The organism is Streptomyces sp. NPDC058001 (assembly GCF_042886315.1).
In the GTDB taxonomy this organism is placed as follows: Bacteria; Actinomycetota; Actinomycetes; order Streptomycetales; family Streptomycetaceae; genus Streptomyces.
Genome location: NZ_JBHVQT010000010.1, coordinates 218835 through 234847, shown reverse-complemented (window position 1 = coordinate 234847; position 16013 = coordinate 218835). Strand labels below are relative to the sequence as shown.

Annotated in this window: 10 protein-coding genes; 5 read left to right on the top strand and 5 right to left on the bottom strand. The window is 70.8% G+C overall.

Annotated features, from left to right (window positions below; translation table 11 throughout):
• Positions 1-2: 2 nt before the first annotated feature.
• Genes ACFVT5_RS25805 through ssd form a run of 3 tightly spaced genes read right to left on the bottom strand, consistent with a single transcriptional unit; the run spans position 3 to position 3213 of the window.
• Positions 3-893, bottom strand: a complete 891-nt coding sequence (locus ACFVT5_RS25805; protein WP_389892524.1) for a type II secretion system F family protein — start codon at positions 891-893, stop codon at positions 3-5.
• Positions 890-2062, bottom strand: a complete 1173-nt coding sequence (locus ACFVT5_RS25800; protein WP_389892521.1) for a TadA family conjugal transfer-associated ATPase — start codon at positions 2060-2062, stop codon at positions 890-892. Before ACFVT5_RS25800 ends, ACFVT5_RS25805 begins: the two co-directional genes overlap by 4 nt.
• Positions 2059-3213 carry a septum site-determining protein Ssd gene (gene ssd / locus ACFVT5_RS25795; RefSeq protein WP_389892518.1) on the bottom strand — a complete coding sequence of 385 codons (1155 nt, stop codon included), beginning with the start codon at positions 3211-3213 and terminating at the stop codon, positions 2059-2061. Before ssd ends, ACFVT5_RS25800 begins: the two co-directional genes overlap by 4 nt.
• 573 nt (positions 3214-3786) lie before the next feature.
• On the opposite strand from ssd, the gene ACFVT5_RS25790 reads away from it, so the two are divergent.
• On the top strand, positions 3787-4620 hold the full coding sequence (locus tag ACFVT5_RS25790) for an HAD family hydrolase (RefSeq protein WP_389892515.1): 834 nt from the start codon (positions 3787-3789) through the stop codon (positions 4618-4620).
• A gap of 441 nt (positions 4621-5061) precedes the next feature.
• Here ACFVT5_RS25790 and ACFVT5_RS25785 read toward each other — a convergent pair whose 3' ends face one another.
• Entirely contained in the window at positions 5062-5886 is an 825-nt protein-coding gene (locus ACFVT5_RS25785) for an oxidoreductase (protein ID WP_389892512.1), read from the bottom strand.
• Positions 5887-5987: 101 nt separating this feature from the next.
• Between ACFVT5_RS25785 and ACFVT5_RS25780 the strand changes: the two genes are divergently transcribed.
• Entirely contained in the window at positions 5988-6983 is a 996-nt protein-coding gene (locus ACFVT5_RS25780; protein WP_389892509.1) for an ATP-binding protein, read from the top strand.
• A 57-nt stretch (positions 6984-7040) separates the two neighbouring features.
• Here ACFVT5_RS25780 and ACFVT5_RS25775 read toward each other — a convergent pair whose 3' ends face one another.
• The gene (locus tag ACFVT5_RS25775; RefSeq protein ID WP_389892506.1) at positions 7041-8300 is read right to left on the bottom strand and encodes a hypothetical protein; all 1260 of its coding nucleotides are present in this window, start codon (positions 8298-8300) and stop codon (positions 7041-7043) included.
• A 338-nt stretch (positions 8301-8638) separates the two neighbouring features.
• On the opposite strand from ACFVT5_RS25775, the gene ACFVT5_RS25770 reads away from it, so the two are divergent.
• From ACFVT5_RS25770 to nhaA, 3 genes are all read left to right on the top strand, one after another.
• A complete protein-coding gene (locus ACFVT5_RS25770) occupies positions 8639-10957 on the top strand; it encodes a bifunctional SulP family inorganic anion transporter/carbonic anhydrase (RefSeq protein WP_389892503.1) in 2319 nt (772 codons plus the stop codon).
• 1204 nt (positions 10958-12161) lie between these two features.
• A complete protein-coding gene (gene acs, locus ACFVT5_RS25765) occupies positions 12162-14168 on the top strand; it encodes an acetate--CoA ligase (RefSeq protein WP_389892500.1) in 2007 nt (668 codons plus the stop codon).
• A gap of 313 nt (positions 14169-14481) precedes the next feature.
• A complete protein-coding gene (gene nhaA, locus ACFVT5_RS25760) occupies positions 14482-15924 on the top strand; it encodes a Na+/H+ antiporter NhaA (RefSeq protein WP_389892498.1) in 1443 nt (480 codons plus the stop codon).
• Positions 15925-16013 lie beyond the last annotated feature (89 nt).

The following is a 16013-nucleotide window of genomic DNA, read 5'->3' as shown; positions in this document are numbered from 1 at the left end:
GCTCATGCCTCCTCCGCTCCCCGGACGATCCGCAGGGCCCACCACAGACCGGCCCCCTCCAGAGCTCCGCCCACCGCCAGGCACCCGAGCCCCGCTCCCGTGTGCAGCAGCACCCGCAGGGGTGCCGCGCCCAGCGCACCGCCCAGCAGCAGCCCCAGCACCGGCAGCCCGGCGAGCATCACGGCCGTCGAGCGGGCCCCCGCCAACTGCGCTCGCGTCTCAGCGCGTTGATCACGCTCCGCGCGCAGGGAACCCTCCAGTCGCTCCAGTCCGCTCGCGAGGCCCGCGCCCCGGTCCACGGCGACCCGCCAGCACGCCGCGAGACCGGACAGCCCCTCCGCGCCCGACTCCCGAGACGCCGCGCCCAGCGCCGTCGGCACATCACCGCCGAACCGCCCGGCGGCCAGCACGCACGCGTGGGCGTCCCCGAGCCCTCCGGTGTCCCGTGCGGCTGTGAACAGGGCCTGTGCGGGTTGCCGTCCGGCCCGGACCTCACCCGCGAGCACCCCGCACAGGGCGATCACCTCATCGGCCCGACGCTCCCGCGCCCGCCGCCGCGCTCCCGACCCCATCGCCCGCCGCACCACCGGCACTCCGGCGGCCCCGATCAGCAAGGGCACCACCGAGGCCCCCAGCACCGCGACCACGAACCCGGCGACCAGACACCACCACTCGCGCCCCGCCCGACTCCGGCGCCACACCTGGCCGACCCACCAGGGCACGGCTCTCCCGCCGGGTCCGGCCGGCGCCGTCTTCCCGCCGCCGAGCAACCCCCGCGCCCGCCGCACCAGCCGCCGGTCCCGCGCACTCCCCGGCCAACCGGCCGCCCCGGCACACACCATCGCCAGACCGACCACCGCGCCCACGGACAGCGCCCCGCCCGCCCCGGTCATCGCCCCGCCTCCCAGGCACCGCCGAGCAGCCCCCGCAGCCGGGTCCACCCGGGCCCGTACACAAAGGCGTCCGGTCCCCAGCGCAGCGCCGGCGCGGTCACCACCAGTCCCGATACGTCCCGCTCCAGCACATGGATCTCGGCGATACGGCGCCGGCCCGCCCGGTCCCGTACGAGATGAAGGACCACTGAGAGTGCCGCGGCCAACTGGCTGTGCAGGGCAGCCCGGTCAAGGCCCGCCGCCGTACCGAGCGCTTCCAGGCGGGCCGGGACGTCCGATGCGGCATTGGCATGGACCGTGCCGCAGCCTCCCTCATGTCCGGTGTTGAGGGCGGCCAGGAGGTGGACAACTTCCGGGCCTCTGACCTCGCCGACCACCAGCCGGTCGGGCCGCATCCGTAGGGCCTGGCGCACCAGGTCCTGGAGGGTGACGAGTCCGGCGCCCTCCTGGTTCGCAGGCCGGGCTTCGAGGCGTACGACATGGGGGTGGTCGGGGCGCAGTTCGGCCGAGTCCTCGGCGATCACGATCCGTTCGGCGGGGCCGACCAGTCCGAGCAGGGCGCTGAGGAGGGTGGTTTTGCCCGAGCCCGTCCCGCCACTGATGAGATAGGAGAGGCGGGCGTCCAGCAGGGCCCGCAGGACACGGTCGCCGCCGGGCGGTACCGTGCCCGCCGCGACCAGTTCGGCGAGCGTGAACGCCTTCGGGCGCGCGACCCGCAGCGACAGGCACGTCGAGCCGAGCGCGACCGGTGGCAGCACCGCGTGGAGCCGGGTGCCGTCCGGCAGTCTGGCGTCGACCCAGGGCCGGGCGTCGTCCAGGCGTCGTCCCGCGACGGCGGCGAGGCGCTGGGCGAGTCTGCGCACCGCGGGGGCGTCCGGGAAGGTCACGCCGGTCAGCTCCAGGCCGCCGCCCCGGTCCACCCACACCCGGTCGGGCGCGGACACCAGCACATCGGTCACGGAGGGGTCGGCGAGCAGGGGCTCCAACGGGCCCGTGCCCACCAGTTCCGACCGCAACTGTTCGGCCGCGCCCAGCACTTCGGCGTCCCCGAGGACCCTCCCCTGGGCGCGGAGCGCCTCCGCCACGCGCGCGGGGGTCGCCTCGCAGCCGCTCTCGGCGAGCCACTGCCGCACCCCGTCGAGGAGCCGCGCGCCCACCACCGCGGTCATGACGCACCGCCTTCGACCGGCATGCGCTCCCAGAAGGCGCCGCAGAACCGGGCGAGTGGTCCTCTGGGGTCGCCGCCCGGTGGCCTGCCGTCGTCCTGTGCGTTCAACAGGTCGTCCTCCACGGGCAGTTCGCCCGCGAGGGGCAGCCCGAGCAGCCGGGCGACCTCCTCGGCGTCGAGTCCGCCCAGCCCCTCACGCGTCCCTGACAGCCCTCCCGTGCGGCTCGCCGCCGCACCGCCGCGTGGGCCGCCGACGACGGCGCGCAGGTCCGGCAGGACCATCCCCACGGCCGACGCCACGCGGCTCGCCGCCGCCACCGCGCGCAACTCGGCGGGCACCACGAGCAGCCCCAGGTCGAGTTGGGCGAGGGCCTCGGCCGAGCTCTCGTCCACCCGGCGCGGCAGGTCCACGACCACCACGCCACCGCGTCGGCGTGCCGCCGCCAGCACCGCTCGCATCGCCTGAGGCGGCACGGCGACCGAGTCGCCGCGGTCCCAGCTCAGGACTCGCAGCGCGTGCAGCTCAGGGAGCGCCTCCTCCAGGGCGCCGCCGCCGACTCGGCCCCGGGACTCGGCGAAGGCGGGCCAGCGCAGACCGTCGGCCGTCTCGCCGCCGAGCAGCACATCGAGCCCACCGCCCAGCGGATCGGCGTCGACGAGCAGCGTGCGGCGCCCGGCGCGGGCCGAGGTGACGGCCAGGGCGCAGGCCAGGGTGGAAGCTCCGGCTCCGCCGCGTCCGCCGATGACGCCGACGGTGAAGGCGGGCCGCCCCACACCCTCGGCGACATCGGCGATCCGGTCCACCAACCACTGCTCGCCGTCGGGCAGCACGAGTACGTGGTCGGCGCCGATCTCGACCGCGCGCCGCCAGACTCCGGGGTCGTCCTGGTCCCGCCCGACCAGCACGACTCCGCGCCGACGGGTGGCCCCTCGGACGCGCGGCGCCGCGTCGTCGCCGACCAGGACCAGGGGTGCCGCTTCCCAGCCCCCGCCGCGCTCCGGCACCCCGTGATGCACTTCGGGCCGGGCGCCCGCCGCCGCGCACAGCCGCAGCAGATCGTCGAGGAGCGGCGGATCCTCGGTGACGATCAGCGGCCCGCCCCGCTGTCCGTCGGTCGTCCGCGCCCGGTCATGTGTGATGGTTCCCGCCACGATCCTCAGCCCCCTATTTCGGCGCGCGTCTCGCGGGCTCCCGGTGAGTCCGCGAATCCCGAACCTGAAGTTCCGTTCGTGGCGCCGGGATACGTATCGCCGTCAGAAACCGGCCATACGAACCACGCCGAGCCGAACCGCAGATGAACTCCGTGAGCGGGATGCGCTGGAATCACCGTGCAGCGATCCCGGAAATCGTGTGGATCTTGGTCAATAACTGTGGACGAGTCAGTGGTTGTGAATATCCCCATCACCCATACCGGTGACATCAACACGACTTCCACAGAGCAGCGCAACCGTCACACACCGTGACGAGTCCGGGGAGGAGAGAGGGGACGCCGATTCGGGGCGCGAGAAGGCCCGGCGATCATCGGAGAGAGGACAAAACGCGTCCGGACATGCGACGACCCCCGCCGGGGGGGAGAGCGGGGGTCGTCCCCACGGCCGACTCGGGGGGGGAGGAGTCGGACCGGGTTAGCACGGTCGCGAACGATCCGTGACTTCCATGGTGTACCCGAGAGCCTTCTCAGGCAAACCCACACGCCCGAGCCTTACGCCGAATGGTGGGCGCCTATGCTCAGGCACGTGGAAAACCACTCCTTGCCCCGCACAGCCGCCTTCTTCGACCTGGACAAGACGGTCATTGCGAAGTCGAGCACGCTCACCTTCAGCAAGTCGTTCTATCAAGGCGGCCTGATCAACCGCAGGGCCGTACTCCGCACCGCCTACGCGCAGTTCGTCTTCCTCGCGGGAGGCGCCGACCACAACCAGATGGAGCGGATGCGCGAGTACCTCTCCGCACTGTGCCGCGGATGGAACGTACGGCTGGTGAAAGAGATCGTCGCCGAGACCCTCCACGACCTCATCGACCCGATCATCTACGACGAGGCCGCGTCACTCGTCGAGGAGCACCACACCGCGGGGCGCGACGTCGTCATCGTGTCCACGTCGGGCGCCGAGGTCGTCGAACCGATCGGTGAGCTGCTCGGCGCGGACCGCGTCGTCGCCACTCGCATGGTCGTCGGCGAGGACGGGTGCTTCACCGGGGAGGTGGAGTACTACGCGTACGGCCCCACCAAGGCCGAGGCGATCAGGGAGCTGGCCGCGACCGAGGGGTACGACCTCGCTCGCTGCTACGCGTACAGCGACTCCGTGACCGACCTGCCCATGCTCGGCGCCGTCGGTCATCCGCATGCCGTCAATCCGGACCGTGCCCTGCGGCGCGAAGCCCTCGTGCGTGAGTGGCCGATCCTGGACTTCCACCGGCCGGTCCGGCTGAAGCAGCGGATCCCCTCGCTCTCAGTTCCGCCGCGCCCCGCCCTGGTGGCCGCCGCCGCGGTCGGCGCCGCGGCGGCCACGGCCGGGCTCGTCTGGTACGCGAGCAGGCGGCGCGCCGCCGTGAGCTGACACGCCTCGCTCAAGGGTGACGCCCCGTGCGTCACAGGAGTTTCCACCTGCCGCCCGCTTTACCCGTATTTGAACCTAAAAGTAAAGAAGTGCAGCCAGGGGTTCCGCTTCATTCGGGACAGGAGTACAAAGGACTCAACGGCCCGCGAGACCAAGGACATCCGAGAGGATCACCTTCAACGCAAACCAAGGCCCCACGGACCTAGCATGAACACCGGGAACCCACGCGACGTCGACCCGTCGATTACGGGCCAGCCGCACCAGGTGACGGGCAAGAGTCCCCGACCTGATGGGCAATACATCGAGGACGCCTGGTAGCCGGGTGAACATGCCAGCGGCGGTGCGAGAAATTCGTACCGCCGCAACCCTGTTGAGGGGCCCTTCTTGGAGGGCCCCTTTTCGCGTCGACGCCTTTGACGACCGTTTCCGGCGGTCACCGGCTCAGGCGGCGCCCCGTTGCAGCGCCTCGCACACCGCTGTCGACTCACGCGCGCCCAGCTCGATCGCGCGACCGCAGTGGGCGATCCATTCCGCCATGCCCTCCGGCGTCCCCGACGCGTACGCATCAAGGGCAGCCGTGTACGCCGACCGGCCCTGTTCCGCGTGACCCACCTCCGCGGGGCACACCGACTTCGGGTCCAGGCCGCTGCCGATCAGCACGATCCGTTCCGCCGCGCGCGCGACGAGGCCGTTGTGCGTGCCGAACGGGCGCAGCGCCAGCAGTTCGCCGTGCACCACGGCGGCCGTCACCAGGGCGGGCGCCGAGCCGCCCGCGACGACCAGCCGGGCCAAGCCGTCCAGCCGGCCCGCGACCTCGTCCGCGTCCGGCAGGGGCAGCTCGACCAACGGCTCGTCGACCGGCTCCCCCGCCTGCCGGGGACGTCCCACGCGCGTGTCGTGGCCGGCAGCCGCCACCAGATGCAGCCGGGCCAGGACCCGCAGCGGCGACTGCCGCCAGATGGACAGGAGTTGTCCCGACTCGGCGGTCAGCCGCAGGGCCGCGCCGACCACGCGCGCCTCGTCGTCGCCGCTGAAGTCGCCGCGCCGCCGCACCTCTTCGAGCGCCCAGTCGGCCCCGGACAGGGCGGCCGAGCCACGGGCGCCGCGCAGAGCCGCCTCGGAGGTGATCTCGTTGCTGCGGCGCCGCATGATCCGGTGGCCGTAGACCCGGTCCACGGCCTTGCGCACCGAGGCCACGGAATCAGCCACTCCGGGAAGCGACCCGAGAGCGGCGAGCGGATCCGCGGTCGCACCTGACGTACTCATGGGTACGACCCTACGCACCCCGGGGCGCCGCCCCACGAAGGAGTGGTCTTCTTCACGTGGTGGTCCGGTGGGGCAGGGTGCGACCGCTAACCTTTCTGAACATGAAAATTGCTTTCGTAGGGAAGGGCGGCAGCGGCAAGACCACCCTGTCCTCGCTCTTCGTGCGCCATCTCGCCTCGACCGGCTCCTCCGTGATCGCGGTGGACGCCGACATCAACCAGCACCTGGGTCCCGCGCTCGGCCTCGACGACGCGACGGCGGACGCGCTGCCCGCGCTCGGCGAGCGGCTGCCGCTGATCAAGGAGTATCTGCGCGGCTCGAACCCGCGCATCGCGTCGGCCGAGACAATGATCAAGACCACGCCGCCCGGCGAGGGCTCACGGCTGCTGCGGATCCGCGAGAACAACCCGGTCTACGACGCGTGTGCCAGGACCGTGGAACTCGACGGCGCCGCCGTGCGTTTGATGGTCACAGGGCCGTTCACGGAGTCGGACCTCGGCGTCTCCTGCTACCACTCCAAGACCGGCGCGGTGGAGTTGTGCCTGAACCACCTGGTCGACGGCCGCGATGAGTACGTGGTGGTCGACATGACGGCGGGCTCCGACTCCTTCGCGTCCGGCATGTTCACCCGATTCGACATGACCTTCCTGGTGGCCGAGCCCACCCGCAAGGGCGTCTCCGTCTACCGCCAGTACAGGGAGTACGCACGGGACTTCGGAATCGCCCTGAAAGTCGTCGGCAACAAGGTGCAGGGCCAGGACGATCTGGACTTCCTGCGGGCGGAGGTCGGCGACGACCTGCTGGTCACCGTCGGGCACTCGGACTGGGTGCGCGCCATGGAGAAGGGCCGCCCGCCGCGCTTCGACCTCCTGGAGGAGGACAACCACCGCTCCCTGCGCACACTGCGGGAAGCCGCCGACGCCACGTACGCGGGCCGCGACTGGGACCGCTACACCCGCCAGATGGTGGAGTTCCACCTGAAGAACGCGCACGCGTGGGGCAACGAAAGGACGGGGGCCGACCTGGCGGCCCAGGTCGACCCCTCCTTCGTCCTGCGGGAACGGACCACCGAGGTCGGCACGCCGCAGCCGGCCTGAGTACCCCGTCCCTGACGGCCGGCCCGAGTGGTCAGCGCCCTCCGGCCGGCCGGGCGGTCACCGCTGGGCCGGGGCTCCCGGTACGCCCTTGGGCGCCGGCGCGGGCTTGCCCGCGAGGAAGGCCGGCCAGCCCTCCTTCGGGGACTTACCCACGCCGAGGCCACGCAGCTTGTCGAGGGTGGCCGGGTCCTGGGCGTCCAGCCAGTCGGCGAGCTGACGGAAGGACACACAGCGCACGTCCTTCTTGGTGCAGACCGACTCGATGGTCTCCTCGATGGCACGCATATAGGTGCCGCCGTTCCAGGACTCGAAGTGGTTGCCGATCATCAGCGGCGCGCGGTTGCCTTCGTAGGCGCGGTCGAAGCCCTGGAGGAGCCCGTCACGCATCTGGTCGCCCCAGTACTCGCGCTGGTCCGGGTCTCCCTGGGTGGTGGTGCCCGACTGGTTGACCATGAAGTTGTAGTCCATGGTCAGCGTCTCGAAGCCGCGCCCGGGGATGGGGACGAGCTGCATCGACAGATCCCAGAGGCCGTTCTTCTTCTTGGGCCACACCTGGTCGTTGACACCGCTGGTGTCATAGCGCCAGCCGAGTTCCCGGGCGGCCTGCATGAAGTTCTTCTGCCCTTCCAGGCAGGGCGTGCGGGCGCCGATGAGTTCCTTGTCGTAGTCGAAGGGCAGCGGCTTGGCGTCCTTCATACCGGCATTGGTCTTCCACGACTTCACAAAGGACTTCGCCTGGGCGATCTCGTTCTTCCAGTCGGCGACCGACCATTCGCCGACTCCGGTGCCCTTGCCACAGAAATGGCCGTTGAAGTGCGTGCCGACCTCATTGCCTTCGAGCCAGGCGCCGCGGAGCTGGTCCACGGTGTCCTTGATGCCCTGGGCATCGCCGAAGCCGATGTCCGAGCTGCCCGTGTTGTGCTTGGGCGGGTCGTAAAGCTCGCGCTTGTCCTCGGGCAGCAGATACACGCCACTGAGGAAGTACGTCATGGTGGCGTTGTTCGCCTTGGCGACCTTCCGGAAATGCGAGAACAGTTTCTGGCTGTCCTCGCCCGCCCCGTCCCACGAGAACACCACGAACTGAGGCGGCTTCTGCCCCGGTTTCAGCCGCTCCGGTCTCGGCAGATGAGGCTGGAGGCCGGTGTACGCGGTGGAGCCGTCACCGATCAGCCGCATCGCGCTCTTGGGTGCCGAACCCGGTCCGCCCTTCTTTCCGTGAGCGCCTTCCTTGGCGCCGTCGGTCGAGCAGCCGGTGAGTGCCACGGCGCAGGCCGCGGCCGCGGTGATGCCCGCGGCGATCCTCTGGGTGGCGGCCATCCGCCCACCTTCTTCCTTCGGTTCAGGGCCGGGCCGCGTATCGGAACGGCTTTCCGAGTCAGGTCCGGGTTCGGGGCAAGGCGCCGCCAAGGTCGCACGGGATCGCTCCTGAATTTGTGTGACAAGCCGATCAAATGAAGCATTCACTCTCCAGAGGGATTACTTGGGCCAATTGATGCAAATGTTCGGCTATCTTCTTTACTCTGGATTACGATCCATTTACCGAACTTTGAGATATCCCGCCGCTGCAATGCCGTGCCCCACGGCCGCGAGCCGCTCCCGAAATCGACGGGGATCCGCTGTTCCGCGACCGCGCAGCCCCGGAGGAGACGGGAAACATGTCAGCCTGCGTCCCCACCCACGCCCTCGGCGCATCTCGTACAGAGCGCGACCACCAACCCCACAGCCCACCGCCGTCCCCCAGATTCCGAGGCATGGGCGCCGATCTGTCCGCGTCCGTCGCCGTGTTCCTGATCGCGCTGCCGCTCTCACTTGGCATCGCCCTGGCCACCGGAGCCCCACTCCAGGCCGGACTCGTCGCCGCCGCCGCGGGCGGCCTGATCGCCGGGCGGCTCGGCGGCTCGCCCCTCCAAGTGAGCGGCCCCGCCGCCGGACTCACCGTCGTCACCGCCGAACTCATCCAGCAGTACGGATGGCGCGTGACCTGCGCCATCACCGTCCTCGCCGGGCTCGTACAGATCGGACTCGGCTGCCTTCGGGTGGCGCGCTCCGCACTCGCCGTGAGCCCCGCCATCGTGCACGGCATACTGGCCGGGATCGGGGTCACGATCGCCGTCGCCCAACTGCACATCGTGCTCGGCGGCACCCCGCAGAGCGCCGTCCTGGACAACCTCCGCGGACTGCCGGCCCAGTTGGCGGACATTCACCCCGCCGCCCTGGCGATGAGCGTCCTCACCTTCGCGCTGCTCTTCGCCTGGCCGAGGATTCCCGGACCTGCGGGACGCATCGCCCGCCGGTTGCCGGCCGCCCTGGTCGCCGTCGCCGGCGCCACCCTCACCGCGTCGCTCGCCGGGCTGACCCTGCCCAAGGTCGACCTGCCGTCGTGGCGCAGTCACGCCCTCGCCGGGCTGCCCGAGGGTCCCGTCCTCGGGATCATGGCGGCCGTCCTCACCATCACGCTGGTGTGCAGCGTGCAGTCCCTCCTGGGAGCCGTCGCCGTCGACAAGCTCACCGCCCGGCGCTCCGATCCGCGACGGCGCGTCGGGCGCTCCGACCTCGACCGCGAACTGCTCGGACAGGGCGCCGCGAACATCGTCTCCGGCACCCTCGGCGGGCTGCCCGTGGCCGGTGTCGCCGTCCGCAGCTCGGCCAATGTGCAAGCGGGAGCGGTGAGCAGGAACTCCACAATGCTGCACGGCGTTTGGGTAGTAGTGGCCGCACTGCTGATGGTGCCGCTTCTGGAGCTGATCCCTCTCGCCTCGCTCGCCGCCCTGGTGATGGCGGTCGGTATCCAGATGGTGTCCCTGCACCACATCCGTACGGTCACTCGCCACCGCGAAGTGCTGGTCTACGCGGTGACGATCCTCGCCGTCGTCTTCCTCGGTGTCCTGGAGGGCGTGGCCCTGGGTGTCGCGGTCGCCGTCGGCGTCGCCCTGCACCGGCTCGCGCGTACCCGGATCACGCACGAGCGGGACGCGCGGGGAGTGCACCATGTACGCGTGCGCGGGCAGTTGACGTTCCTCGCCGTGCCACGGCTCAGCAGGGCACTGCACCAAGTGCCCGCCGGGACGGACACGGTCGTGGAGCTGGACGGCTCGTTCATGGACCACGCGGCGTACGAGTCGTTGCAGGACTGGCAGGTCGCGCACCGTGCGCACGGCGGGAGCGTGGAGGTCGCCGGGCGGGCCGGGCGTCGGATCGCGGAGCCCGCGAGTGCCTCGCACACCTGTTGCCGGCCCTGGACGCCTTGGCGCAACCACCACTGCGACCGGCCGCAGACGATGCCCCATGCCGACGGGCGGCAGCGGCCGAGCGGGCATCAACTGGCCAGCGGAATCAGCGCGTTCCAGCGGAACACCGCGCCGCTGGTCCGTGGTGAGCTGGCCCGGCTCGCGCGGGAAGGACAGCGTCCGGCACAGCTGTTCCTCACCTGTGCCGATTCGCGGCTGGTCACCTCGATGATCACATCAAGTGGTCCCGGTGATCTGTTCGTGGTCCGCAATGTCGGCAATCTCGTGCCACGGCCCGGCGCGGAGAGCGGCGACGACTCGGTGGCCGCGGCGATCGAGTACGCGGTGGATGTGCTCAAGGTCCGGTCCATCACCGTGTGCGGGCACTCCGGGTGCGGGGCGATGCAGGCGCTGTTGAGTACGCCGCCGGGTGGTGCCCAGACACCGTTGAAGCGGTGGCTGCGGCATGGGGCGGCGAGTGTGGAGCGGATGAAGACGACCGACGGACCGTGGGCCCGGCTCGCCGGTCGGGCACCCGCCGACGCCGTCGAGCAACTGTGCCTCACCAATGTGGTCCAGCAGTTGGAGCACCTACGGCAGCACGAGGCCGTGGCACGGCGGCTTGCGGAGGGGGCGCTCGAACTGCACGGGATGTATTTCCATGTGGGGGAGGCGCAGGCGTATCTGTTGGCGGACGAGGAGGGGGTGTTCGCGGAGGTGGCGGACGATGTGGTGATCGGCCGCTGACGGGGCCCTCCGGGGGTGGAGCCGGGGGGTCGGGGGGGCGGGAGGTGGGTCGGGGGGGCCGGGGGGACTGGGGGGCGGGGCGGGAGGTTGGGGGGAGCAGGCCGGGGTTGGCGGTGGGTCGGGAGGCGGCGGGCGGGTGGTGTCTCCAGCTTGCCGGGGGGGGCGGTGGTTGGGGCGCGGGGCGCGGGCGCTGGCCGAGGGGAAGGGGGCGGGGACGTGGCGGCCGGGGTGGGGCCGGAGCAGCCGGTCGTGGCGGTGGCTCTGCGGCAGGAACTCCCCGGCAGCGGGTCCCAGGAAGCAGGTGGCGGCTCCGAGGCAGCGGCTCCCAGGCAGCCGGTCCCAGACGGTGGCTCCCAGGCGGCCGGTCCGAGGCGGTGGCTCCGAAGCGGCCGGTCCCACACGGTGACTCCGAGGCAGCGGCTCCCAGACGGCCGGCCCCAGGCGGTGGCTCCCAGGCGGCCAGTACCAGACGGTGGCTCCGAGGCAGTGGCTCCCAGGCAGCAGATCCGGGTTGCGGCGTTAGGCAGCCAGGCCGGGTTGCGGGATGGCGACGTGCCGGTCGGCCGGGCGGGCGGGCCCGGTCCGGGCGGGGTTTGGGCGGGGGGCCCGGTCAACGGTTCGGGATGTGGCGGTGGGTCCGGGCTGCCTCGCCCTGGGTCGTTCGCCAACGGGCTCGTTGGAGGGCGGGATGCGGAGCGGGAAGGTCTGGTTCAGTGATGGGACGGCGAGCGGTGACGTTGTCAGCGGGTCGCCAGGGTCCGGGGCCAGGCGGTGTCGGGGGCAGAGGCCATCGCGTCAGCAGGAGCCGGTCCGGAAGTCACATGGCGCTGAGCACCCGCCTGCCGCCGGGGCGGGTACTCGGCCGACGGTCGCTTGGTGCCCTTCATCCGTCACCCTCACCTCTCTCCGGTCACCCGGCCGACGGCCACCCGTCCCCAGCATTTGGCCAGATGGGGTGTGTCCGTTGGTATGTGGCCATTTGTTGGCGAAGGGTCCCTCCCCCCTGCCGGCGCCGGGCGGTATCCGGTCATCGGTCGTAGGCAGGCGGCGTGAGAATCTGTTCTTCTCGGTCTCCCCGGGGGCTCCCGTGTCGCCCGGTCGGGGCGAGCGCGGTGGCCTTGGGGGCGTCCGCGCATTCACTCGCGTCGTCCCACAGGTCTAAACCAATCTTGGGGGAAGCCCTTGTCACCGGGGGCCGGTTCTGATGAGCTGTGGCGCGGACACAACGGACACCCTGGGAAAGGGAGATGTCGTGAGCAACGAAAGCCTGGCCAACCTGCTCAAAGAGGAGCGCAGGTTCGCGCCGCCCGCCGACCTGGCCGCGAACGCCAACGTCACGGCGGAGGCGTATGACAGGGCCAAGGCTGACAGGCTCGGCTTCTGGGCCGAGCAGGCCCGTCGGCTGACCTGGGCCACCGAGCCGACCGAGACACTGGACTGGTCCAACCCACCGTTCGCGAAGTGGTTCGCGGACGGCAAGCTCAATGTCGCGTACAACTGCGTGGACCGCCATGTGGAGGCCGGGAACGGCGACCGGGTCGCGATCCACTTCGAGGGCGAGCCGGGCGACAGCCGGACCGTCACCTACGCCCAGCTCAAGGACGAGGTGTCGAAGGCCGCCAACGCCCTCACCGAACTGGGTATCGGCAAGGGCGACCGGGTCGCGGTCTATCTGCCGATGATCCCCGAGGCCGTCGTCGCGATGCTCGCGTGCGCCCGGATCGGCGCCGCGCACTCCGTGGTCTTCGGCGGGTTCTCGGCCGACGCGATCGCCGCCCGTATCCAGGACGCCGACGCCAAGCTCGTCATCACCGCCGACGGTGGCTACCGGCGCGGTAAGCCCTCCGCGCTCAAGCCCGCCGTGGACGACGCCGTCCGCCGGGTCGACGGTGTCGAAAAGGTCCTCGTCGTGCGCCGTACCGGGCAGGACGTGGCGTGGGACGACACCCGTGACGTGTGGTGGGACGAGATCACCGAGCGGCAGTCCGCCGAGCACACGCCCGAGGCGTTCGAGGCCGAGCACCCGCTGTTCATCCTCTACACCTCCGGTACGACGGGGAAGCCCAAGGGCATCCTGCACACCTCTGGCGGCTACCTCACCCAGGCGTCGTACACGCACCACGCCGTCTTCGACCTCAAGCCGGAGACCGACGTCTACTGGTGCACCGCGGACATCGGCTGGGTCACCGGCCACTCGTACATCACGTACGGCCCGCTGGCGAACGGCGCGACGCAGGTCATGTACGAGGGCACGCCCGACACCCCCCACCAGGGCCGGTTCTGGGAGATCGTGCAGAAGTACGGGGTCACCATCCTGTACACGGCGCCGACGGCGATTCGTACGTTCATGAAGTGGGGCGACGACATCCCCGCGAAGTTCGACCTCAGCAGCCTGCGCGTCCTGGGTTCCGTCGGTGAGCCGATCAACCCCGAGGCGTGGATGTGGTACCGCAAGCACATCGGCGGTGACCGCTGCCCCATCGTCGACACCTGGTGGCAGACCGAGACCGGCGCGATGATGATCTCGCCACTGCCCGGCGTCACCGAGACCAAGCCGGGCTCCGCGCAGCGCGCACTGCCCGGGATCTCGGCGACCGTCGTGGACGACGAGGCGCGGGAGGTGCCGAACGGCGGCGGTGGCTATCTGGTGCTCACCGAGCCGTGGCCGTCGATGCTGCGCACCATCTGGGGCGACGACCAGCGGTTCCTGGACACGTACTGGGCGCGGTTCGAGGGCAAGTACTTCGCCGGGGACGGCGCCAAGAAGGACGAGGACGGCGACATCTGGCTGCTCGGCCGGGTGGACGACGTGATGCTCGTGTCGGGGCACAACATCTCCACGACCGAGGTCGAGTCGGCGCTCGTGTCGCACCCGGCGGTCGCCGAAGCGGCGGTCGTGGGCGCGGCCGACGACACCACGACACAGGCCATCGTCGCCTTCGTCATCCTGCGCGGCAGCGCGTCGGCCGATGACGCGAACCTCGTCGGTGAGCTGCGCAACCATGTCGGCACCACGCTCGGTCCGATCGCCAAGCCCAAGCGGGTGCTGCCGGTGGCCGAACTGCCGAAGACCCGTTCCGGGAAGATCATGCGGCGGCTGCTGCGGGATGTCGCCGAGAACCGGGCGCTCGGGGACGTCACCACGCTCACCGACTCGTCCGTGATGGATCTGATCCAGTCCAAGCTGCCGGCCGCGCCGAGCGAGGACTGACCCGACACCTTTACCGACGGACCCTCTGATCAGATCAAGGGGCGCCCGGCGCATGCGAGCGTACGTCTCGCGCGCCGGGCGCCCCTTTTCTCCGTAAAGTGAAGACCGCCCGGTACCACCCTCCGGGCCCCCGGAACGCCGCGCGATCCACCCGGTAGGCTGTAAGCAGCGTCAAGGTCACGTCAAGAAACGTGGGAACGGGCCACCCGGTCCTGGACCTTTGACGCCGCAGGACCCCAGGTGCGCCGGGAAGTCTGGTCGGCAACGCAGTCGAACGACCGCGTTTCCGAACACGACCTGGAGGTCCGCACCCGTGGCCGCGCCCCACACCCCGTCCCCAGGGCCCGACACCCCCCGCAAGGCGTTCGGACGCCTCTCGCTCCCCGAGCGGAACTTCGTCGCCGAGGCCCTGCGGACCGAGACCGTCGGCGGCGTCCTGCTCCTGGCAGCCGCGATCGCCGCGCTGATCTGGGCGAACACCCCCCTGAGCGACAGCTACGCGTCGGTACGGGACTTCCACATCGGCCCCGCCGCGCTCGGCCTCGATCTGTCCATCCAGCACTGGGCGGCCGACGGACTCCTCGCCGTGTTCTTCTTCGTCGCCGGTATCGAACTCAAGCGCGAACTCGTCGCCGGAGACCTCCGTGACCCCAAGGCCGCCGTACTGCCCGTCGTCGCCGCGCTCTGCGGCATGGCCGCGCCCGCGCTCGTGTACTTCCTGGTCAACCTCAGCGGCGGCGGCTCCCTGCACGGCTGGGCCGTCCCCACCGCCACCGACATCGCCTTCGCGCTGGCCGTCCTCGCCGTCATCGGCACCTCGCTGCCGTCCGCGCTGCGCGCCTTCCTGCTCACGCTCGCCGTTGTGGACGACCTGTTCGCCATCCTGATCATCGCGATCTTCTTCACCAGCACCCTGAACTTCGCCGCGCTCGGCGGCGCCGTCGTCGGGCTCGCCGTCTTCTGGGTGCTGCTGCGCAAGGGCGTACACGGCTGGTATGTGTACGTGCCACTCGCCCTGGTGATCTGGGGGCTGATGTACAACAGCGGCATCCACGCCACCATCGCCGGAGTCGCGATGGGCCTGATGCTGCGCTGCACCCGTACCGAAGACGAGGAGCACTCCCCCGGCGAGCAGGTGGAACATCTCGTACGGCCTCTCTCGGCGGGGCTGGCCGTACCGCTGTTCGCCCTGTTCAGTGCCGGTGTGGCGGTGTCCGGCGGGGCGTTGGCCAGGGTGTTCACACAGCCCGAGACGCTCGGCGTCGTCCTCGGACTCGTCGTCGGCAAGGCGGTCGGCATCTTCGGCGGGACCTGGCTCACCGCCCGGTTCACCCGTGCGTCACTCTCCGACGACCTGGCCTGGCCCGATGTCTTCGCGGTCGCCTCCCTCGCCGGCATCGGCTTCACGGTGTCGCTGCTCATCGGGGAACTCGCGTTCGCCGATGACGCGGCGCTGACCTCCGAGGTCAAGGCCGCCGTCCTGACCGGCTCGCTGATCGCGGCCCTGCTCTCGGGCATCCTGCTGAAGGTCAGAAACGCCAAGTACCGGGCGATGGTCGCCGACGAGGACCGCGACGACGATCTCGACGGCATCCCCGACATCTACGAGCAGGACAACCCCGCGTACCACCTGCGGATGGCCGCGATCTACGAGCGCAAGGCCGCCGAACATCGCAGGCTTGCGGAAGTGACCGCCGGGGAAGGCGGCGCCTTGAGAGGCGGCGGGGCAGGCAGCGACGGCGACCTTCCGGCATGATCTGACACCAAAGCGTCATCCACGGCGTCACTTCATGCGACAGACATGCGACAGAGTCGGCAGAGTCGGCAGACAGAGATCGACAAAAC

Excerpts from the sequence above, each read along its gene's own strand:
- ACFVT5_RS25775 (WP_389892506.1), bottom strand. The coding sequence starts at position 8,300 with ATGGCCGCCACCCAGAGGATCGCCGCGGGCATCACCGCGGCCGCGGCC.
- ACFVT5_RS25790 (WP_389892515.1), top strand. The coding sequence starts at position 3,787 with ATGCTCAGGCACGTGGAAAACCACTCCTTGCCCCGCACAGCCGCCTTC.
- ACFVT5_RS25785 (WP_389892512.1), bottom strand. The coding sequence starts at position 5,886 with ATGAGTACGTCAGGTGCGACCGCGGATCCGCTCGCCGCTCTCGGGTCG.
- ACFVT5_RS25800 (WP_389892521.1), bottom strand. The coding sequence starts at position 2,062 with ATGACCGCGGTGGTGGGCGCGCGGCTCCTCGACGGGGTGCGGCAGTGG.
- ACFVT5_RS25770 (WP_389892503.1), top strand. The coding sequence starts at position 8,639 with ATGTCAGCCTGCGTCCCCACCCACGCCCTCGGCGCATCTCGTACAGAG.
- acs (WP_389892500.1), top strand. The coding sequence starts at position 12,162 with ATGAGCTGTGGCGCGGACACAACGGACACCCTGGGAAAGGGAGATGTC.
- ACFVT5_RS25780 (WP_389892509.1), top strand. The coding sequence starts at position 5,988 with ATGAAAATTGCTTTCGTAGGGAAGGGCGGCAGCGGCAAGACCACCCTG.
- ACFVT5_RS25805 (WP_389892524.1), bottom strand. The coding sequence starts at position 893 with ATGACCGGGGCGGGCGGGGCGCTGTCCGTGGGCGCGGTGGTCGGTCTG.